Below are 17,873 nucleotides of genomic sequence, written 5' to 3'. Positions count from 1 at the left end.
GGGCTGGGTGGTGGGAGTTGCGCTGGCTGGGGCTCGCGTTGCCTGGTCGAATCGGGCGTACCGGGTGATTTCGGGCGTACCGGGTCGGAACTTCTGACCAGGTACGCCCGTTTCCACATTCCATCGCGGGCGTTCTGGGAAGGAACGCCCGCTCGTGTTCGCCGTCTCGCGCTACGCTTCGCTCGTCGTTGTGAGAAGGGGGAGCGCGATGGTGCTCAGTTGGTCCGCGTTCAGTGAGCTCGAAGGCCCGGGGGAGTCGGGGATGCCCGACCTGTTCGACGGCTGGTTCGGCATCGCGTTCGGGGTCGTCGCGGCGTTGGCGATCCTCACGACCCTGACGATCATCATCCTGGCGCTCTACCGGGGCAAGCGGATGGCCGACCGTGGTCAGAACCCGCTCACCATGCAGGAGGACATCGCGTACCAGGCGATGCAGAGCCGCACGTTCGCACCGGACAAGCCGCTCGAACAGCGGCTCGCCGAACTCGACGACCTGCACGCCCGCGGCGTGATCTCCGACGAGGAGCACCGCAGCGCCCGAGCCGAAGCGCTGCGCGGACGATGATCGCCTCCGAAGAAGTGCACAACCCCCTGATCCCGCCGGTCTACGACCTCGTCTGGACCCTGCTCATGGCGCTCGTCGTCATCGCGGTCATCGTCGCCGTGTGCATCGCGGTCGTCCGCAGCCGGCGCCCGCACGGTGCCCGTCGGAGCTCGCCGGAGCAGCGGCTCCTCGAACTCGACGAGCTGCACGCCCGCGGGGTCATCACCGACGACGAGCGCCGAGCCGCGCGGGCCGAGGCCCTGCGCGGTTAGCCTGGTCGGGTGCTTCTGCCGACGGACCTGCTCGGGGTGTGGGACCTGCACCGCACCGTGCACGACCACCGTGCCGGTGCCACGGGGACCGTCACCGGGACCACCACCCTGACCCGGGTCGGAGACGACGAGGTGCGCTGGGACGAGTCGGGCGTGATGACCTTCGACGGTCGGACGACGCCCGTGTCCCGGACCCTCGTCCTGCGGCGGACGAGTACCGGCGGCTGGACCGTGCACTTCTCCGACGGTCGAGTGTTCCACGACTGGGTCTGGGGCACGAGCGTCGCCCACGCCTGCACCCCGGACGACTACACGGGCGCCTTCGACGGCGACGAAGACCGCTGGACGGTGCGGTGGGAAGCGCGCGGCCCGGCGAAGGACTACCGGCTGGACAGCGTCCTCACCCGACCCCGGTCGTGACCCGCGGGTCGGCGGTCACCGCCAGACTGGGGGCATGGCACGCTCCTCCGGCACCGACGCCCCGCGCATCACCCTGACCGAACCGACGAACCTCGAGGACTGGGTGCCAGCACCCGGTGACGTCCTGACGGGTGACCGCATCGAGGGCAAGCGCATCGACGTCCTCGACCTGGCCGGCGAGCGACTGCCCGACCTGGAGATCGAGGAGTGCGTCATCGACACGTTCCGGGGCGACGACGCGGACTTCCGTGGGCTCCGGGTCCGTGACTCGATCATCGACTCGCTCGACGCCCCGATCCTGCGGGCGTCGAGCAGCACGTGGCGCGAGGTCCGGGTCTCCGGCGGGCGCGTCGGCTCGGCGGAGCTGTACGACTCTGGGCTGAACGGCGTGGAGTTCGTCGGCATGAAGTTCGGGTTCGTGAACCTGCGCGGCTCGACGATCACCGACGTGGTGTTCCGCGACTGCGTCATCGACGAGCTCGACATCGCCGACGCGAAGCTGTTGCGGGTGTCGTTCGACGGCAGCAGCATCCGCGCCGCCGAGGGGTCGAACACCCGCATCGACCACGTGGACCTTCGCGCAGCGGACCTCGATCGGGTCGAGCGGCTCGAGGGGTTCCGCGGGGCCACGATCGGTGCCGACCAGCTCTACACGCTCGCACCGCTGCTGGCCGCGCAGGCCGGCTACCGCGTCGACTGACCGAGCCCAGGTTTCGCGCTCACCGACACTCCACGCCCGCCCGGCCCCGCGAACTGTCGCTCAGCGCGAAACATCGGCCGCACCGACGGCCGCACCGACGCCCGCGCCCACCCCGGCCAGTGCCGCCGCCAGGTCGGCCTGCACCAGGTCGCCGTGCACCGCCGCACCCGTCTGGGTGCCGGCCGCCGCCGACGCGATGACCGTCGCCATCGGGGACGTCACGTTGCCGGCCGCGTAGACCCCGCGCACGGCGGTCTGCCCGGCGGCGTCCACGGTCAGCGCCGTCGCGAACCGGTGGTCGCCCATGAACTGGTCGGTGGCGTCGAGGCCGAGCCCGGACAGGAACCCCACCCGCGCCTCGGGCCGGCTCGCCGTGGCCAGGGCATCGAGCTCGACGAACGACCCGTCGCCGAGCCGGACCCCGGTCAGCCGGTCACCCTCGGAGACCACGGCGGCGACGGGGCCCTCGATGACCGAGACGCCACGGGCCGCCAAACCGGCCAGGGCGGTGTCGTCCATCAGGGCCGGCTCGGTCAGGAACACGATCACCCGATCGCTCAGCGCCCGGAACATGAGCGCGTGGTGTGCGCCGTTCGGCGTCGTGACGAGGACCCCGATCCGCTGGTCGCGGATCTCCCACCCGTGGCAGAACGGGCAGTGCACGACCCCGCGCCCCCACTGCTCGGCCAGGCCCGGGATCTCCGGCAGGACGTCCACGGCGCCGGAGGCGACGACCAGCCTGCGCGCCGTGACGACCTCGCCCGAGTCCAGCGTGACCGAGAAGCCGACCGGGTCGTGACCGTCACCGGTCGTGGCGGACGTGGCCACGATCCTCCCGGCCGTGACCTGGACGCCGTAGGCGGCGACCTCGTCGCGACCGATGCGGAGCAGCTCGGCGGGCGCGACGCCCTCGTGGCCGAGGTAGTTGTGCGCGCCGGCCGCCGGGGCGTTGCGGGGCTCGCCGGAGTCGACGACGAGCACCGAGCGCCGCGAACGGCCGAGGATGAGGGCGGCGGAGAGGCCGGCGGCCGAGCCGCCGATGACGATGACGTCGAAGTGTTCAGGCATGCGCTGATCATGCGGCGGATCGAGCGAGAACAGCAACGAAGTTTGCCGCTGTGGCAACATGTCCGCCATGGGACACGGCAGCCAGGACGCGACCGCCCCGCGCACGACCGCCGAGGTCGTCGACGGGGTCGGCCCCCGCCTGCGCGCGCTGCGTGCCCACCGCGACGTCACGCTCGCCGCGCTGTCCGAGCAGACCGGGGTCTCGGTGAGCACGCTGTCGCGGCTCGAGTCTGGGCAACGGAAGCCGACGCTGGAACTGCTGCTGCCCCTCGCCCGGGCGTACCAGGTGCCCCTCGACGACCTGGTCGGCGCGCCGCAGACCGGCGACCCGCGCGTGCACATGAAGCCCGAGGTGCACGGCGGCCGCGTCGTCGTGCCGCTGACGAAGCGGACCGGCGGGGTGCGCTCCTTCAAGCAGCTGTTCCCGCCGAACACCCCGGGTGGGGAGCCGTCGCTCAAGACGCACGAGGGCTACGAGTGGCTCTACGTGCTGTCCGGACGGCTCCGACTGGTGCTGGGGGAGCACGACCTCGACCTCGGACCCGGTGAGGTCGCCGAGTTCGACACCCACACTCCGCACTGGATGGGCAACGTGACCGACTCCGTCACCGAGGTGCTGTGCCTGTACGGGCCGCAGGGTGAGCGGGCGCACGTGCGGTCTCGACCCGCCCGGTGACCCGCTGCGTCAGTCCGTGAAGACGTTCGCCACGACGTCGTCGAGCAGATCGGTCGTCTCGATGTTCGACTGCTGGATGTGGATGCCGAGGTCACCCCGCGTGTAGTACGTGTCGCCGTCCGTGACCGGGTACTGCGAGTTCTTCGAGACCTTCTGGCACAGGTACCCGTCGGACTCGTCGCCGCAGTCGTAGCCCTTCGCGCTGAGCTGCTCGAGCGCGTCGCGGGCTGCGGCCGGGTCGACGGCGTCGACCGCGATGGACAGGTACGAGATGTCGGCCTGCGGCTCCCGCCACACGCAGTACAGGCGCTTGCCGTCGCCCTGCAGCGCCGGGGTGAACGAGCTCTTCGGGATCGCGATCGGGTCCCCGACGACCGACGGGTCGTTGAGCGGTGCCGATGCGAACGCCTTGTCCCACTTGCCAGCGGTGATCAGGTCGGTGCAGCTGGCCGGGACGGCGGCGGTCTCGTCGCTCGGGGCCCCCGTGCCGGTGGGGCTCGGAGCGGTCGTGGTGTCGGTCGGGCTCGGTGCCGTCGTCGGGTCGGCTGCGGTGGTCGCGGTGTCGCTCGAGGGTCCGGCCGGTCCGGCCTGGGCGCAGCCGGTCAGGGCGAGGCCCGCCGCCAGCAGGGCAGCGAGCGTGATCGTGTGGCGCATGGTTCCCCTTCGTCCGGTCGCGTCAGGTCGTGACCGTCGCTCACGAACGTACCGACCGAGGGCCGCGGTGGCTGGGACCGTCACCGATTCGTTGTCCCCCGACCCCGTCGGTCAGCGGCTGCGCCACCACCGCCGCGACCGCGACTGCGATCGCAGCCGTCGCGCCCACCGGCGCACCGGGTTCGCCCGCCGGCCGTTCACGCGGAACGTGTGGAAGGCGCGTCGCGTCCGCACCCAGACGGACGGGAGGCCCGCCAACGGTCGCGCGGACACCTGCACGGTGAGCACGGGGTCGGCAACCACCCGCCAGGCCGGGTCGAGCTGCATGCTCAGGTCGACGTCGTCGTGCACCTCGGCGTCGTCGCGGTGCGCTCGCCCACCGACCGCGGCCCAGGTCGACCGGCGCATCGCCATGGCGGACCCGAACAGCGGCGGACGCCCGAGCGCGCTCCACATCAGGACGAAGTACGGGCCCATGTACACGGCGTTCCACAGTCGGCGCACCACGGCGCCACCGTTCCGGGGCCGGCCCGGCCCGGTGACCGCGACGACCTCGGGGTCGGCCAACAACCGGACCGCGTCGGCGATCCACGACGGCGGTGGGACGGAGTCGGCGTCGAGCCGCACGACGACGTCGCCGGACGCACGGTCGTAGCCGCGCGCCGAGGCCCGGGCGATCCCGCGCACCGGCTCCGTGAGCACGACCGCGCCGGCGTCCCGGGCGATCGCCGCGCTGTCGTCGGTGCTGCCGTTGTCGACCACGACGACCTCGTCGGCCGGCCGGGTCTGGGCCGCGAGGGCGGCGAGGCACCGGCGCAGGTGCACGGCGTCGTCCCGCACGGGGATCACGACCGAGACACGGAGCACCCGTCGATCCAACCGGCTTCCACCTGTGCGGATTGCCGGACCGCGTTTCCCGGTGATCCTGGGACCGGACCAAGAGGGCGCGGCGCAAGTTCGTTGCGAAACGCCCCCGGTGCACGCCGGGGACGACGACAACCGGAAGGCCGACCATGACCACGAACCCACCCGGGAACGACTCCGGGACGCCCATCCACGACCGCACCGCAGCCTCCGAGGGGCACGAGGTCGCCCCCGGCGTGACCGTGCCGTCGTACGCCAGCGGTACCCCCGCCGCGCGACCCACCGACCCCGGTGCGCCCCAGACCTACGACCCGTACGGCGACAGCGCCGCCGAGGTGCCGTTCGACGCACCCCTCGACGCCGTCCCGGCCGACGAGCAGCTCCCCGCCGTCCCGTCCGCGGCATCCGCCGGCAGCGTTGGTGGCTCCGGCAGCACCGGCACCGGCAGCGGCTCCGGCTCCGGCAAGGCCGACGCGGCCAAGGGTGCCGCGCAGGACGTCGCCGGCGACGCCAAGGAGAAGGCCGCGAACGTCGCGGGCACCGCCAAGGAGCAGGCGTCGAAGGTTGCCTCCGAGGCGACCGACCACGCCAAGCAGCTCTACGGCCAGGCGTCCGAGAACCTCAAGCAGCAGGCCGGCGAACAGCAGCAGCGCGCTGCCGGCGGACTCCGCTCCCTCGGCGAGCAGCTCGGTCGCATGGCCGAGAACGACGACGAGCAGGGCGTCGCCTCGAAGGTCGTCCGCGACCTGTCGGGCCGCGCGACCTCGGCCGCCGGGTTCCTCGAGAACCGCGACCCGGGCTCGCTGCTCGACGAGGTGAAGACCTTCGCCGCGAAGCGCCCCGGCACCTTCATCGCGATCGCCGCCGGTGCTGGCCTGCTCGCCGGCCGCCTGACCAAGGCGCTCGCGACCGAGGTCAAGCACGAGAAGGAGGCCGGCGACGGCACCACCGGATCGGGGAGTGGCGTATGAGCCAGTCCGTCCCCGGCGCGACACCCCTGGGTGAACCGACGCCCGAGGAGCGCGCCGCGACCACACCGCTCGGTGAGCTGCTGTCCGACGTGTCGCGTGACCTCTCCAGCCTGTTCCGGCAGGAGGTCGCCCTCGCGAAGGCCGAGCTGACCGACTCCGCGAAGAAGGCCGGCAAGGCGGGCGGGATGTTCGGCGGCGCCGGACTCACCGCCGTGTTCGCCCTGCTGTTCCTGTCGATCGCCGCGTGGTGGGGCCTCGGTTACCTGATCGGCAACGCCTGGTCTGCCCTGATCATCGCGGTCGTGTACGCGATCGTCGCCGCGATCCTGGCCGTCCGCGGGCGCAAGGAGATCAAGGAGATCAAGGGCGCCCCGCAGACGGTCGAGACCGCCAAGGAAGTCCCCGAGACACTCAAGCCCAACACCGGGAGGAAGCCATGAGCACCCCAGACGAGATCCGCGCCGACATCGAGCGCACCCGCGGCGAACTCGGCTCCGACGTCGACGCCCTCGCCGACAAGGTCAGCCCGTCGTCCATCGCCCACCGCCAGAGCGAGAAGGTGAAGGGCCGGTTCCAGGACGTCCGTGAGTCCGTGATGGGCGCGGCCCAGTCGGCCCGCTCGAGCGCCTCCGGTTCCGCCTCGGGCGCGACCGGCCAGGCGAAGGACGTCGCGCAGAAGGGCGTCGAGAAGGCCAAGGGCAACCCCCTGGCCGTCGGCCTCATCGCGTTCGGTGCCGGTTGGCTGGTGTCGTCGCTCCTGCCGACCACCGAGAAGGAAGAAGAGCTCGCCGGTGAGCTGAAGGACAAGGCTGCACCGCTCGTCGACGAGGTCAAGGAGCAGGCGAAGGACGTCGGCTCGCAGCTCGGCGACGTGGCGAAGGAGCACGCGCAGGACCTCAAGGGGACCGCGCAGGACGCCGCGCAGGCGGTCAAGGGCGAGGCGCAGGGGGCCGCGTCCGACGTCAAGGACAACGCGCAGGGTGCGGCGGACGACGTCCGCAGCAGCTGAGCGGAAACCCCACGACGGACAGGAGGCGCGGTGCCAGCTGACTCCGCGCCTCCTGTCCGTGAAGCGGTAGCGTTCCGGGCATGGACCCGATCGACGAGCTCGCTGCGGAGCTCCGACAGTCCATCGGCCGGGTCGTGCGTGCCGCACGACGCGAGGCGGACGCGCTGCCGGCCACGCACACCACCACCCTCGGGTTCCTGCACCGCGAGGGCCCGATGACGATCGCGGAACTCGCGCGCCGCCGCGGGGTGAAGCACCAGGGGCAGTCCCGCACGGTCGGCGAACTGGCCGAGCTCGGCTACGTCGACCGGACGGCGTCGGACACCGACCGCCGAGCGTCGGTCATCCGGATCACGGACGCCGGCCGGGCCGCACTGCAGCGCGACATGGACGCCCGCACGGACTGGCTGGCCGACGCGATCCGCGAGGAGACCGACGCCGAGGAGCGCGCGCTGCTGCGCCGTCTGCCCGAGCTGTTCGAGCGGGTCGCGCGTCGGGCCGACTGAACGACTCCTCACCTCCTGGGCGACCGCAGAAGTACAACACGGCTGTACAGTTGTGCGCATGGAGTTGACGAAGTACAACCACGCCACCGTCGTCCTCGAGCAGGACGGCGTCACCCTCGTCATCGACCCCGGGGTGTTCACGCCCGAGGCCGTCGACCTCGTCCGCGGAGCAGCGGGCGTCCTCGTCACGCACGACCACCCCGACCACTTCGACATCGACGCCCTGCGCGCGGGACTCGCCGCGAACCCGGACCTCGTCGTCCGCGGTCCGGAGACCGTCGTCGAGCAGCTCGGCGAACACCACGGCCGGGTCGCAGCGGTGCACGCCGGCGACACGATCACCGTCGGACCGTTCTCCGTCCGGGTCTTCGGCGAGCAGCACGCGGTCATCCACCCCGACATCCCGTCCACCGCGAACGTCGGCTACCTGGTGGACGACGCGGTGTTCCACCCGGGCGACGCGTACCTCGAGCCCGGTGTCCCGGTGCCGACCCTGCTGCTGCCGACGAGCGGGCCGTGGACGAACACCGCCCAGGCCGTCGACTACGTGCGCGCCGTGGCGCCGGAGCGGGCCGTGCAGATCCACGAGGCGATGCTGAGCGAGCTCGGCCAGCAGTCCGCCGCGCGCTTCCTCGGCCCGGACGGTCTCGGGCCGGTGCCCGTCCTGATCCTGCCGGCGGGGGAGACGATCACCGTCTGACGGACGCGGGCGGCCCCTGGGAGGCGATCCGGGCCTCCCGAGCAGCATGGACGGATGGCCGACGCACCCACGACAGCAGTCCTCTTCGACATCGACGGCACCCTCGCCGACTCGAACTACGCGCACATCGACGCGTGGTGGCGGGCGTTCCTGGCGGCGGGGGAGTCCGTCGACGCCTGGCGGATCCACCGCGCGATCGGGATGGACTCGGCGAAGCTGCTCGAGACGCTGCTGCCGGACGCGTCCCAGGAGACCCGCGACACCGCGAAGCAGTTCCACACCGCCTACTACGCCGAGCAGATGCCGCGGCTCCGGCTGCTGCCGGGTGCGCGCGAACTCCTGCAGGCCGTCGCCGAGGCCGGGCACGCCGTGGTCCTGGCGACCAGTGCGCCCGAGCACGAACTCGCCCGCCTGCGTGACCTGCTCGACGCGGGCGAGTGGGTCACCGCCGAGACCAGCTCGGAGGACGTCGAGCAGGCGAAGCCGGACCCCGGCATCATCCGGGTCGCGCTCGACAAGGCCGGGGTCTCCGCCGACGACGCCGTGATGGTCGGGGATGCCATGTGGGACGTCGAGTCCGCCGGCAAGGTGGGGGTACCGTGCGTCGGCGTGATGACCGGCGGCATCGGCGGTGACGAGCTCCGCGGTGCCGGGGCGGCAGAGGTGTACGACGACGCGGCGGCCGTGCTCGCGGCGTTCCGCGCCGGCGAGGGCCCGATCGCGGCACTCGGCCAGCGCGACTGACGAGCGGCGCCGGTCGCGCCCGACGGGCGGCGCCGGTCGCGCCCGACGGGCGGCGCCGGTCGCGCCCGATGGGCGCCTCGGTTTCCGCGTCGTCGGTCGCCCGTGCCAGGATCGACGTTCGTGATCACGATCGAACGCGTGTCCTGGGACGACCCCCGCAGCGTGGTGCTCCGCGCCCGCATGGACGACGAGATGCACGAGCGCTACGGGTCGGCGAACGCCGGCGAGGACCCGGCGGTCACCGCCGAGCGGGGTCGTGCGCTGAGCGTCGACCCGTCGACAGTCGTCACGTCGATCCTGGCCGTCGACGAGTCCGGCGAACCGGTCGGGCACATCGCCGTCCGGCGCCTGGGTGACGAGGTCGAACTGAAGCGCCTCATCGTGCTGGCCTCCGCGCGTGGCAAGGGTGCGGCCACCGCACTGCTCGACGAGTGCGAGCGCGTCGGCCGCGAACTCGGCGCCCCGCGGCTCATCCTGCAGACGGGCGACAAGCAGCCCGACGCCGTCGCGCTCTACCGCAAGACCGGCTGGGACCAGATCGACGTCTACGAGCCCTACGCCGCGACCATGCCGTGGTCGTTCTGCTTCGAGAAGACGCTCTAACTCGACCCGATCCAGATTGCACTTTCAACACGAGAGTGCAATTCTTGCTCGGTGAGCACCACCGAACGCACCCGCGCGCTGCGCCGACGCATGATCGTCGAGGCACGTCGGGCGACGGTCGAACACGGGCTGCACGGGTTCACGATCGAGCAGCTCTGCGAGACCGTCGGGGTGTCGCGCCGCACGTTCTTCAACCACTTCGGGTCGAAGGACGACGCCGTGCTCGGCATCGAGCTCAACGCCGACGTCGAGGCGATCGACGCCTACGCCGCGGGCGGGATCGTCCCCGGCGAGCTGGACCCCCTCGGCTCGATCGTGGCGCTGGCGATCGACCAGTTCCACCGGGTCGGCATCGCCCGCGCCGACGAAGCCCTGGTCCGCCGGGTGTTCGAGCGGGAGCCGGCACTCGTCGCACGGTTCCTGTCGGCGACCGACGTGCAGCTCGCCCGGATCACCGTGGCCCTGCGGCGACGGTTCGGGTGGGACGACCCCGCCGACCGCCGACCGCGCCTGGTCACCGAGGCCGCGGCAGCCTTGATGAAGGCCACCGCGACCGAGTACTTCGACGACGCGTTCGACGAGGCCACCGGGCCGACGTTCGACGAGCTGCTCACCGAGAACCTCCGCCTGCTCAGGGCGGTCACCACGACCGAACGGGAACACACCACATGAGCGCCACCGCGCCGGGCACCACCAAGCGTGCCCGCCCAGGCTCCGACGGCCCGCTGCTCCTGACGCAGCGTCGCATCTGGATCATCTTCTCCGCCCTGATCGCGGGGATGCTGCTCTCCAGCCTCGACCAGACCATCGTCTCCACCGCGATGCCGACCATCGTCGGCGAGCTCGGCGGCGTCGCGCACCAGGCCTGGCTGACGACGGGGTACCTGCTCGCCTCCACCATCGTGATGCCCGTCTACGGCAAGTTCGGCGACGTCCTCGGCCGACGCAACCTGTTCCTCATCGCGATCGCGCTGTTCACCATCGCGTCGGCCGGGTGCGCGTTCGCCACGGACTTCACGCAGCTCGTGGCGTTCCGCGCCATGCAGGGGCTCGGCGGCGGTGGCCTGATGATCCTGTCGCAGGCGATCATCGCGGACATCGTCCCGGCCTCGCAGCGCGGCAAGTACCTCGGCCCGCTCGGTGCGATCTTCGGCCTGTCCGCCATCGGTGGGCCGCTGCTCGGTGGCTTCTTCGTGGACCACCTCACCTGGAACTGGGCGTTCTACATCAACATCCCGGTCGGCATCGCGGCGTTCTTCGTGGCGTGGTTCGCGCTGACCCTGCCGAACAAGAAGGCGACGAAGCGCATCGACGTCCTCGGCGTGCTCTTCATGTCCGCCGCGACCACGTGCCTGGTGTTCTTCTCGGAGTTCGGCGGCAGCAAGGACCACGGCTGGGACGCCCCCGAGACCTGGGCCTGGTTCGCCGGTCTCGTCGTCTCGGCAGCGCTCCTGGTGTTCGTCGAGTCCCGTGCGCAGGACCCCGTGCTCCCGCTGTCGTTCTTCCGCAACCGCACCTTCCTGCTGGCGACCGGCATCGGCCTCGTGCTCGGCATCGGCATGTTCGCCGCGATCGGCTTCGTCCCGACGTTCCTGCAGATGGCCTCCGGCACCTCGGCTGCGGTCTCCGGCCTGCTGATGCTGCCGATGATGGCCGGCCTGATCGGCACCTCGATCGCCTCGGGTGTCCTGATCACCAAGACCGGGCGCTACCGGATGTTCCCGATCGTCGGCACGGTCCTGGTGGCCATCGCGATGCTCGCGATGACCCAGCTGGCGGCGGACACCCCGATCTGGCTCATCTGCGCGTACCTGTTCGTCTTCGGTGCGGGGCTCGGCCTGATCATGCAGGTGGTCGTCCTCGTCGCGCAGAACGCCGTGCCCGCCGAGCAGGTCGGGACCGCCACGTCGACGAACAACTACTTCCGCGAGGTCGGCGCCTCCCTCGGCACCGCCGTCTTCGGCGCGCTCTTCACCGCGCGGCTCACGACGTCGCTGACCGACGTGTTCCGCGGTGCCGGTGGGTCGGCGACCGATGCGGCGTCGTCGGCGGGCAGCATCGACCCGTCGACCGTCGCGGGCTTGCCTCCTGCGGTGCAGGAAGGTGTCGTGAACGCCTACGCCGACTCGCTCGCACCGGTGTTCTGGTACCTGCTGCCGTTCATCGCGGTGGCGTTCCTGCTCGCGCTCTTCCTGCCGCAGATCACGCTCTCCGACACGGCCGGCATGGTCGCCCGTGGCGAGGCCGTCGGCGGCGACGAGGCCGACGAGCTCGAGCGCGCGCAGCGTGCTGCGCGCGCGGAGCACGCGGCGGCGGAGCCGACGGACCGCACGCAGCAGTAGCCCGCCTCGCGAAAGCGACAGATCTGCGCGGAACGTCCCCGGACATCTGTCGCTTTCGCGGTCCTGCCGGTCGGTGGGCGGCGAGATCTGTCGCCATGGCGGGGTGGTCGCGTCCGTCGCTCCCTGGAGGCGCGGTGCGGGCTGGCACCGGGCCTCCCGTCCGGCGCGTCCGCGCCCACGGCGCGTGGCCAGCCCGCCTCCTTCGCGAAAGCGACAGTTCTCCGCGGAACATCCGCGTCGAACTGTCGCTTTCGCGGACCTGCCGCCTCGGACGTGCGAGATGTGTCGCTTTCGCGGGCCCCGGCTCGGGCGACGCGTGCCGCTACGCGCCGGTGCTCGCGCGCGGCACGAGCCGCGTCGGCAGGGCCGCGGGCTCGGCGGCCGTGCCGTCGAGCGTCGCGAGGAGCCGCAGTGCCGCCGCGCGACCGAGGTCGGCGCCGGGCAGCGCCACGCTCGTCAGGGCCGGCGCGGTGACCGACGACGACGGCAGGTCGTCGAAGCCCGCGACCGCGAGTGCGCCGGGGACGGCGATGCCGAGCGCACCGGCGACCCGCAGGACTCCGTAGGCCAGGGTGTCCGCGGCCGTGACGACGGCGGTGACGTCGTCGTCCTGCCAGGCCTCGATGACGTGCTCGGTGGCCGAGGCCGCGGCCTCCACGGTGAGGTCGGCGCGCGCGGTGACCTCGGAGACCGTGATGCCGGCGTCCGCGCAGGCCTGCTCGAACAGTTCGCGGCGCACGCCGAACGTCGCCGCTCGCGAGGTGCCGTCGAGGTAGCCCACGTGCCGGTGCCCCCGGTCGTGCAGGTGGGCGACGAGGTCGTGCACGCCCGTGGAGAGGTCGTAGTTGACGGCCTCGGGGCCGCCGGGGGCGTCGAGCAGCACCACGGGGACGCTCGCCGACATCGGCTCGTCGGCAGCGGGGGCGTCGACCAGGATGCCGGCTGGCCGGAGCCGTTCGAAGCGCCGGACGTCGGCCGCGACCGGCTGTGCACCCCGCTCGGTGACGGAGAGCACGAGCTGGAACCGGTCGCCCAGGGTGTCGCGGACGCCACGGATGACCTCGGCGAAGAACGGGTTCGACAGGTCGGGGGCGATGAACACGACGAGGTCGCCGCTGCCGCGCGCCAGTGAGCTCGCCGCGTGGTCGACGACGTAGCCGAGGTCGTCCACGGCGTCGCGGACCCGTGCGGCGATGGGTGCGGAGACCCGCCCGCGGTCCTTGCCGTTCACGACGAGGGAGACCGTGGCGATGCTCGTGCCCGCACGCTCGGCCACCATCGCAGCGGTCACACGACGGCTCGGAACGGCGGGGGAGGGCACCCGTCGATGCTAGCGAGCGCGGTGGTCGAACTTGACGTCAAGCGTTTGACGTGTTTCGATGTCAAACGCTTGACGCGCCACGTCGCCAGCGCTCTGCCGGCTCGTGGATCCCCACCACGTCGAGCACTCACCTCGATTCCCCGAAGAAGTGGAGCGCCCAGCGTGCCCGATGCGACCCAGCCCGCCGCGAAGATCATCCTCGACTGCGACCCCGGCCACGACGACGCCGTGGCGCTCCTGCTCGCCCACGGCAGCCCAGCCATCGACCTGCTCGCCGTGACCACCGTCGTCGGCAACCAGACCCTGCCGAAGGTCACCCGCAACGCCCTGGCCGTCGCCCGCATCGCCGGCATCACCGGGGTACCGTTCGCCGCCGGAGCCGCCCGCCCGCTGCTGCGCCAGATCGAGGTCGCACCGGACATCCACGGCGAGAGCGGCCTGGACGGCCCGATGCTCCCCGAGCCGTCGTTCGAGCTCGACGAGCGCCACGCCGTCGACCTGATCATCGACACCGTGATGGCCCACGAGCCCGGCACGGTCACCCTCGTGCCGACCGGGGGTCTGACGAACATCGCCCTCGCGGCCCGCAAGGAGCCCCGCATCGTCGAGCGCGTCAAGCAGGTCGTGCTCATGGGTGGCGGCGTGCACGTCGGCAACTGGAGCCCGGTCGCCGAGTTCAACATCGTCATCGACCCCGAGGCCGCGGCCATCGTGTTCGAGGCCGGCTGGGACGTCGTGATGGTCGGCCTCGACCTGACGCATCAAGCCCTGGCCACCCCCGAGGTCGCCGCGCGCATCGCCGGCGTCGGCACCGCCCCCGCCGCGTTCGTCGGCGAGCTGCTCGACTTCTTCGGCCAGACCTACAAGGACGCCCAGGGCTTCGACGCCCCGCCGGTCCACGATCCCTGCGCCGTCGCGTACGTGATCGACCCCACGATCGTCCGCGCCGTGAAGGTCCCGATCCACGTCGAGACCCAGGGCGCGCTGACCCTCGGCATGACCGTCGCCGACTTCCGCGCCCCCGCGCCCGAGGACTGCCGCACGAGCGCCGCGATGGAGCTCGACCACGGCCGGTTCTGGGACCTCGTCGTCGACGCCCTCGAGCGCATCGGCGAGACGGCCGACACCGGGTGGACCCCACGTGCCGCCGCCGACGCCGTCGAAGCCGGCATCACCACGACCCCGGAGCACTGAACCCCATGACCACCACCTCGACGAAGAAGTCGATCGGCGCCCTCACCGCCGCGCTCCTCGCCGCGTGCATCGCGTTCCAGCTGAACGCGAGCATGCTCAGCCCCGCCCTCGTCACGATGGCGCGCGAGCTGAACACCGACGACGCCACGATCGGACTGTCGCAGACCCTGTACTTCACGCTCGCGGCGCTGTTCTCGCTGTTCCTGCCGCGGCTGTCCGACATCGTCGGCCGCAAGCGGGTGCTGATCGGCATGCTCGCCGTGATGCTCGTCGGCAGCATCGTCGCCGCGCTCGCGGTGAACGTGCCGATGCTGTTCGCCGGTCGCATCATCCAGGGCGTCACCGGTCCGGTCGTCCCGATCTGCCTGCTCGTCCTGCGCAACGAGATCAGCGACCCGAAGCGCTACGGCGCCGCGCTCGGCCTGCTCACCGCGGTGAACGGCGGCATCGCGGGTGTCGACGCCCTGGCCGGCGGCTGGATCGCGACGAACTTCGGGTTCCGCGGGATCTTCTGGGTCATCGCCGTCGTCACCGTCCTCGCCCTGTTCCTGGTCGCCGTCTGGGGTGTCGAGTCGAAGCCCTCGGCCGGCACCCGGATGGACTGGATCGGCGTCGTCCCCCTCGTGGTGAGCGTCGGTGCGCTGCTCACGGCGTTCAACGAGGCCGGCAAGCTCGGCGCGGCGAACCCCGTGCTCGTGGTCGGTGGCGTCGTGGTCGCGCTCGTCGCCTTCGCGGTGTTCTGGGCCGTCGAGTCGCGGGTGCGGGAGCCCCTGGTCGAGACCCGGTTCCTGAAGCGCCGCGCGACCTGGGCGCTCCTCGCCACGACGTTCCTCACCATGACCGGCGTCTTCGCCGTCGTCAACGGTCTGGTCACGTCGCTCGCGCAGAACGGGGACGCCGACTTCGGGATGGAGGCCGACCTGGCCTCGCTCGTGTTCCTCACCCCGTACGCGCTGGTCGGCTGGATCGTCGGACCCTTCGCCGGGCGCCTCGCCCCGACCATCGGGTACCGCGCGGTCCTGCGCTTCGGACTCATCGGCAGCATCGTCTCGACGGTCCTGATGGCGCTCGTCGGCGTGCATTCGCTGCCGGTGCTGGTCACCGCGACGGTGCTGATCGGCATCACCTACGCCGGCATCGCGAACATCATCCTGAACGGCCTCGGCATCGTGCTGTCGCCGGAGTCGAACCCCGGGTTCCTGCCCGGGCTGAACGCCGGTGCGTTCAACCTCGGCGCCGGGGTCAGCTTCGCGGTCCTGCCCGCGCTGCAGATCGCGCTCGGCGTCGGCGGTTCCGCGGGCACCGCCGGGTACTCCGGTGGCATGCTGCTCGGGGCCGCGATCACGACCGTCGCACTCGCGATCTCGTTCCTCATCCCCCGTCCGGAGGGCGCCGAGACCACGTCCGTCGCCCCGCAGAAGGAGACCGTCCGTTGACCGAGAGCATCGTCGTCGTCGGGTCGCTCAACGCGGACCTGGTGGTCCGCACCGCGCGCTTCCCCCAGCCCGGTGAGACCCTGCAGGGCTCCGACCTCGCGATCCTGCCCGGGGGCAAGTCCGCCAACCAGGCGGTGGCTGCCGGGAGGCTCGGGGGCACGGTGCGCATGATCGGTGCGGTCGGCGACGACGGGAACGGTGCGCTGCTCCGCGACTCCGTCGCGGCTGCGGGGGTCGACACGACGCACGTCGCGATCCGGGAGGGCGTCGCGACCGGCACCGCCGTCATCACGGTCGACGCCGCAGGCGAGAACACCATCGTGATCTCCGCCGGTGCGAACGGCACGCTGACGCCGCACGACGTGCCGGCCGACGCCTTCGCCGACGCCGCGGTGCTGGGGCTCTGCCTCGAGGTGTCGATCGACGTCGTCCTCGCCGCCGCTCGGGCCGCGCACGCCGCCGGGGTCGCGGTGCTCACGAACCTGTCGCCGTTCGGCACCGTGCCGGCCGAGCTCCTCGAGCTGACCGACGTCCTGCTGGTGAACGAGCACGAGGCCGCGGCGCTCGGGGACCACGGCGTCGCGCGGTCGATCGTCACCCGCGGTGGTGCCGGCTGCGTCGTGCACGACGGGGACGCCGAGCCGGTGCCGATCGACGCCGTGCGGGTCGAGCCGGTGGACACCACGGGCTGCGGTGACGCCTTCATGGGTGCGGTGGCGCTGCGTCTGGCCGCGGGCGACACTCTCGTCGACGCCGCTCGGTTCGCGGTGGGGGTCGGGGCGTACGCCGCGACCAAGCCGGGCGCACAGGCCTCGTACCCGACCGCCGCCGAGCTGGAGGCGTTCCTGCGGGCGTAGGGCGGGCCTCCAGGCCGTTAGCGTTGTCCCCATGCGCGTGGGAGTCCTCGACATCGGGTCCAACACCGGCCACCTGCTCGTGGTGGACGCCCACGGCGGCGCCGCGCCGCTGCCGGCGTCCTCGTTCAAGCAGCCGCTGCGGCTGGCCGAGCACCTGGACGACTCGGGCGCGGTGACCCAGCAGGGGATCGACGCCCTGACCACCTTCGTCGCCGACGCCGTCCGTGTCGCCGAGGAACGCGGTTGCGAGGACATGCTCGCGTTCGCCACGTCGGCGGTGCGCGACGCCGGCAACTCCGAGGCCGTGCTCGCCCACGTCGAGGCCTCCACCGGGGTCGAGCTGGCCGTCCTGTCCGGCTCCGACGAGGCCCGGTTGACGTTCCTGGCCGTGCGCCGCTGGTTCGGCTGGTCCGCTGGTCGCCTGGCGGTCTTCGACATCGGCGGTGGCTCGCTCGAGATCGCCGGCGGTGCCGATGAGGCACCCGACGTCGCGTGGTCGATGCCGATCGGCGCCGCACGGCTGGCGCGCTCCTACTTCGCGGCCGGCACCCCGACCGAGGACGACGTCCGCCGCATCCGGCACGAGATCCGTGTGGAGATCGCCCGGGACGCCGGACGGCTGCTCCGGTCGGGCCGCCCGGACCGGGCCGTGGCGACGTCGAAGACGTTCCGGTCGATCGCCCGCATCTGCGGTGCCGCCCCGTCGGCCGCCGGGCCCCTGGTGCCGCGCGCGCTCGACGGCGCGGTGCTGCGGCAGCGGCTGCCGGAACTGCTCACGATGTCGGTCGACGAGCTCGCGGCGCTTCCCGGTGTCTCACCGAGCCGGGCGCACCAGGTGGTGCCCGGCGCGCTCGTCGCCGAGGCGTGCCTGGACATCTTCGACCTGCCGGCCCTCGAGATCTGCCCGTGGGCGCTCCGCGAGGGCGTGATCCTCGAGCGGCTCGACCAGCTGTCGGTGCTGGGCAACTCCCAGTAGTGACCGTTATGGTCAG

General features: G+C 72.1%; 22 protein-coding genes. 18 read left to right on the top strand and 4 right to left on the bottom strand.

Features of this window, described 5'->3' with window-relative positions; translation table 11 throughout:
- The first annotated feature begins 208 nt into the window (after nucleotides 1-208).
- Genes DEJ12_RS00165 through DEJ12_RS00150 form a run of 4 tightly spaced genes read left to right on the top strand, consistent with a single transcriptional unit; the run spans nucleotide 209 to nucleotide 1,936 of the window.
- On the top strand, nucleotides 209-565 hold the full coding sequence (locus DEJ12_RS00165; protein ID WP_111028629.1) for an SHOCT domain-containing protein: 357 nt from the start codon (nucleotides 209-211) through the stop codon (nucleotides 563-565).
- A 14-nt stretch (nucleotides 566-579) separates the two neighbouring features.
- On the top strand, nucleotides 580-816 hold the full coding sequence (locus DEJ12_RS00160) for a hypothetical protein (RefSeq protein WP_146237773.1): 237 nt from the start codon (nucleotides 580-582) through the stop codon (nucleotides 814-816).
- Between the two features lie 9 nt (nucleotides 817-825).
- On the top strand, nucleotides 826-1,236 hold the full coding sequence (locus DEJ12_RS00155) for a DUF6314 family protein (RefSeq protein ID WP_111028628.1): 411 nt from the start codon (nucleotides 826-828) through the stop codon (nucleotides 1,234-1,236).
- Nucleotides 1,237-1,270: 34 nt separating this feature from the next.
- Complete coding sequence (locus DEJ12_RS00150; protein ID WP_111028627.1) at nucleotides 1,271-1,936, top strand: pentapeptide repeat-containing protein; 666 nt, start codon at nucleotides 1,271-1,273, stop codon at nucleotides 1,934-1,936.
- A 60-nt stretch (nucleotides 1,937-1,996) separates the two neighbouring features.
- Here the strand turns inward: DEJ12_RS00150 and DEJ12_RS00145 are convergent, their stop codons facing one another.
- Entirely contained in the window at nucleotides 1,997-3,004 is a 1,008-nt protein-coding gene (locus DEJ12_RS00145; protein WP_111028626.1) for an NAD(P)/FAD-dependent oxidoreductase, read from the bottom strand.
- A gap of 58 nt (nucleotides 3,005-3,062) precedes the next feature.
- On the opposite strand from DEJ12_RS00145, the gene DEJ12_RS00140 reads away from it, so the two are divergent.
- The gene (locus tag DEJ12_RS00140) at nucleotides 3,063-3,680 is read left to right on the top strand and encodes a helix-turn-helix domain-containing protein (protein ID WP_111028625.1); all 618 of its coding nucleotides are present in this window, start codon (nucleotides 3,063-3,065) and stop codon (nucleotides 3,678-3,680) included.
- 9 nt (nucleotides 3,681-3,689) lie between these two features.
- On the opposite strand, the gene DEJ12_RS00135 is transcribed toward DEJ12_RS00140, so the two are convergent.
- Entirely contained in the window at nucleotides 3,690-4,334 is a 645-nt protein-coding gene (locus DEJ12_RS00135) for a hypothetical protein (RefSeq protein WP_111028624.1), read from the bottom strand.
- Between the two features lie 111 nt (nucleotides 4,335-4,445).
- Nucleotides 4,446-5,201, bottom strand: a complete 756-nt coding sequence (locus DEJ12_RS00130) for a glycosyltransferase family 2 protein (RefSeq protein ID WP_220034818.1) — start codon at nucleotides 5,199-5,201, stop codon at nucleotides 4,446-4,448.
- 146 nt (nucleotides 5,202-5,347) lie between these two features.
- Here DEJ12_RS00130 and DEJ12_RS17755 point away from each other — a divergent pair, with 146 nt between their 5' ends.
- The 9 genes from DEJ12_RS17755 (at nucleotide 5,348) to DEJ12_RS00085 (ending at nucleotide 12,073) form a co-directional block, all read left to right on the top strand.
- Entirely contained in the window at nucleotides 5,348-6,169 is an 822-nt protein-coding gene (locus DEJ12_RS17755; RefSeq protein ID WP_220034817.1) for a hypothetical protein, read from the top strand.
- The gene (locus DEJ12_RS00120; RefSeq protein WP_051597109.1) at nucleotides 6,166-6,609 is read left to right on the top strand and encodes a phage holin family protein; all 444 of its coding nucleotides are present in this window, start codon (nucleotides 6,166-6,168) and stop codon (nucleotides 6,607-6,609) included. The genes DEJ12_RS17755 and DEJ12_RS00120 overlap by 4 nt, the downstream gene beginning before the upstream one ends.
- Nucleotides 6,606-7,178 carry a DUF3618 domain-containing protein gene (locus tag DEJ12_RS00115; protein ID WP_027467152.1) on the top strand — a complete coding sequence of 191 codons (573 nt, stop codon included), beginning with the start codon at nucleotides 6,606-6,608 and terminating at the stop codon, nucleotides 7,176-7,178. The genes DEJ12_RS00120 and DEJ12_RS00115 overlap by 4 nt, the downstream gene beginning before the upstream one ends.
- A gap of 80 nt (nucleotides 7,179-7,258) precedes the next feature.
- Complete coding sequence (locus DEJ12_RS00110) at nucleotides 7,259-7,684, top strand: MarR family winged helix-turn-helix transcriptional regulator (protein ID WP_071245883.1); 426 nt, start codon at nucleotides 7,259-7,261, stop codon at nucleotides 7,682-7,684.
- Between the two features lie 58 nt (nucleotides 7,685-7,742).
- Nucleotides 7,743-8,384 (top strand): MBL fold metallo-hydrolase, encoded by a 642-nt coding sequence (locus DEJ12_RS00105; RefSeq protein WP_110865612.1) that lies wholly within the window; start codon nucleotides 7,743-7,745, stop codon nucleotides 8,382-8,384.
- Between the two features lie 54 nt (nucleotides 8,385-8,438).
- The gene (locus tag DEJ12_RS00100) at nucleotides 8,439-9,128 is read left to right on the top strand and encodes an HAD family hydrolase (protein WP_071404856.1); all 690 of its coding nucleotides are present in this window, start codon (nucleotides 8,439-8,441) and stop codon (nucleotides 9,126-9,128) included.
- Nucleotides 9,129-9,248: 120 nt separating this feature from the next.
- Nucleotides 9,249-9,731 carry a GNAT family N-acetyltransferase gene (locus DEJ12_RS00095; RefSeq protein ID WP_258367297.1) on the top strand — a complete coding sequence of 161 codons (483 nt, stop codon included), beginning with the start codon at nucleotides 9,249-9,251 and terminating at the stop codon, nucleotides 9,729-9,731.
- A gap of 51 nt (nucleotides 9,732-9,782) precedes the next feature.
- Nucleotides 9,783-10,403, top strand: a complete 621-nt coding sequence (locus tag DEJ12_RS00090; protein ID WP_258367298.1) for a TetR/AcrR family transcriptional regulator — start codon at nucleotides 9,783-9,785, stop codon at nucleotides 10,401-10,403.
- Nucleotides 10,400-12,073 carry an MDR family MFS transporter gene (locus tag DEJ12_RS00085; RefSeq protein WP_111028621.1) on the top strand — a complete coding sequence of 558 codons (1,674 nt, stop codon included), beginning with the start codon at nucleotides 10,400-10,402 and terminating at the stop codon, nucleotides 12,071-12,073. The genes DEJ12_RS00090 and DEJ12_RS00085 overlap by 4 nt, the downstream gene beginning before the upstream one ends.
- Before the next feature lie 322 nt (nucleotides 12,074-12,395).
- Here DEJ12_RS00085 and DEJ12_RS00080 read toward each other — a convergent pair whose 3' ends face one another.
- Nucleotides 12,396-13,394 carry a LacI family DNA-binding transcriptional regulator gene (locus DEJ12_RS00080; RefSeq protein ID WP_258370648.1) on the bottom strand — a complete coding sequence of 333 codons (999 nt, stop codon included), beginning with the start codon at nucleotides 13,392-13,394 and terminating at the stop codon, nucleotides 12,396-12,398.
- Nucleotides 13,395-13,556: 162 nt separating this feature from the next.
- Here DEJ12_RS00080 and DEJ12_RS00075 point away from each other — a divergent pair, with 162 nt between their 5' ends.
- From DEJ12_RS00075 to DEJ12_RS00060, 4 genes are read left to right on the top strand one after another with little or no spacing between them, the layout of a single operon-like run.
- On the top strand, nucleotides 13,557-14,588 hold the full coding sequence (locus DEJ12_RS00075; protein ID WP_111028620.1) for a nucleoside hydrolase: 1,032 nt from the start codon (nucleotides 13,557-13,559) through the stop codon (nucleotides 14,586-14,588).
- Between the two features lie 5 nt (nucleotides 14,589-14,593).
- Nucleotides 14,594-16,024, top strand: coding sequence for an MFS transporter (locus tag DEJ12_RS00070; RefSeq protein ID WP_111028619.1), 1,431 nt, complete (start codon nucleotides 14,594-14,596; stop codon nucleotides 16,022-16,024).
- Complete coding sequence (locus DEJ12_RS00065; RefSeq protein ID WP_111028618.1) at nucleotides 16,021-16,881, top strand: ribokinase; 861 nt, start codon at nucleotides 16,021-16,023, stop codon at nucleotides 16,879-16,881. The genes DEJ12_RS00070 and DEJ12_RS00065 overlap by 4 nt, the downstream gene beginning before the upstream one ends.
- Nucleotides 16,882-16,912: 31 nt before the next feature.
- A complete protein-coding gene (locus DEJ12_RS00060) occupies nucleotides 16,913-17,857 on the top strand; it encodes a Ppx/GppA phosphatase family protein (RefSeq protein ID WP_071404863.1) in 945 nt (314 codons plus the stop codon).
- Nucleotides 17,858-17,873: the final 16 nt, after the last annotated feature.

Origin of the sequence: Curtobacterium sp. MCLR17_059 (assembly GCF_003234665.1) — a bacterium.
In the GTDB taxonomy this organism is placed as follows: Bacteria; Actinomycetota; Actinomycetes; order Actinomycetales; family Microbacteriaceae; genus Curtobacterium; species Curtobacterium flaccumfaciens.
This window is presented reverse-complemented; position numbering and strand designations above follow the sequence as displayed.

Bases quoted from the DNA above. Each gene is read 5' to 3' on its own strand.
- DEJ12_RS00165 (WP_111028629.1), top strand. From the start codon at position 209: ATGGTGCTCAGTTGGTCCGCGTTCAGTGAGCTCGAAGGCCCGGGGGAG.
- DEJ12_RS00150 (WP_111028627.1), top strand. From the start codon at position 1,271: ATGGCACGCTCCTCCGGCACCGACGCCCCGCGCATCACCCTGACCGAA.
- DEJ12_RS00145 (WP_111028626.1), bottom strand. From the start codon at position 3,004: ATGCCTGAACACTTCGACGTCATCGTCATCGGCGGCTCGGCCGCCGGC.
- DEJ12_RS00140 (WP_111028625.1), top strand. From the start codon at position 3,063: ATGTCCGCCATGGGACACGGCAGCCAGGACGCGACCGCCCCGCGCACG.
- DEJ12_RS00135 (WP_111028624.1), bottom strand. From the start codon at position 4,334: ATGCGCCACACGATCACGCTCGCTGCCCTGCTGGCGGCGGGCCTCGCC.
- DEJ12_RS17755 (WP_220034817.1), top strand. From the start codon at position 5,348: ATGACCACGAACCCACCCGGGAACGACTCCGGGACGCCCATCCACGAC.
- DEJ12_RS00120 (WP_051597109.1), top strand. From the start codon at position 6,166: ATGAGCCAGTCCGTCCCCGGCGCGACACCCCTGGGTGAACCGACGCCC.
- DEJ12_RS00115 (WP_027467152.1), top strand. From the start codon at position 6,606: ATGAGCACCCCAGACGAGATCCGCGCCGACATCGAGCGCACCCGCGGC.
- DEJ12_RS00110 (WP_071245883.1), top strand. From the start codon at position 7,259: ATGGACCCGATCGACGAGCTCGCTGCGGAGCTCCGACAGTCCATCGGC.
- DEJ12_RS00105 (WP_110865612.1), top strand. From the start codon at position 7,743: ATGGAGTTGACGAAGTACAACCACGCCACCGTCGTCCTCGAGCAGGAC.
- DEJ12_RS00100 (WP_071404856.1), top strand. From the start codon at position 8,439: ATGGCCGACGCACCCACGACAGCAGTCCTCTTCGACATCGACGGCACC.
- DEJ12_RS00085 (WP_111028621.1), top strand. From the start codon at position 10,400: ATGAGCGCCACCGCGCCGGGCACCACCAAGCGTGCCCGCCCAGGCTCC.
- DEJ12_RS00070 (WP_111028619.1), top strand. From the start codon at position 14,594: ATGACCACCACCTCGACGAAGAAGTCGATCGGCGCCCTCACCGCCGCG.
- DEJ12_RS00060 (WP_071404863.1), top strand. From the start codon at position 16,913: ATGCGCGTGGGAGTCCTCGACATCGGGTCCAACACCGGCCACCTGCTC.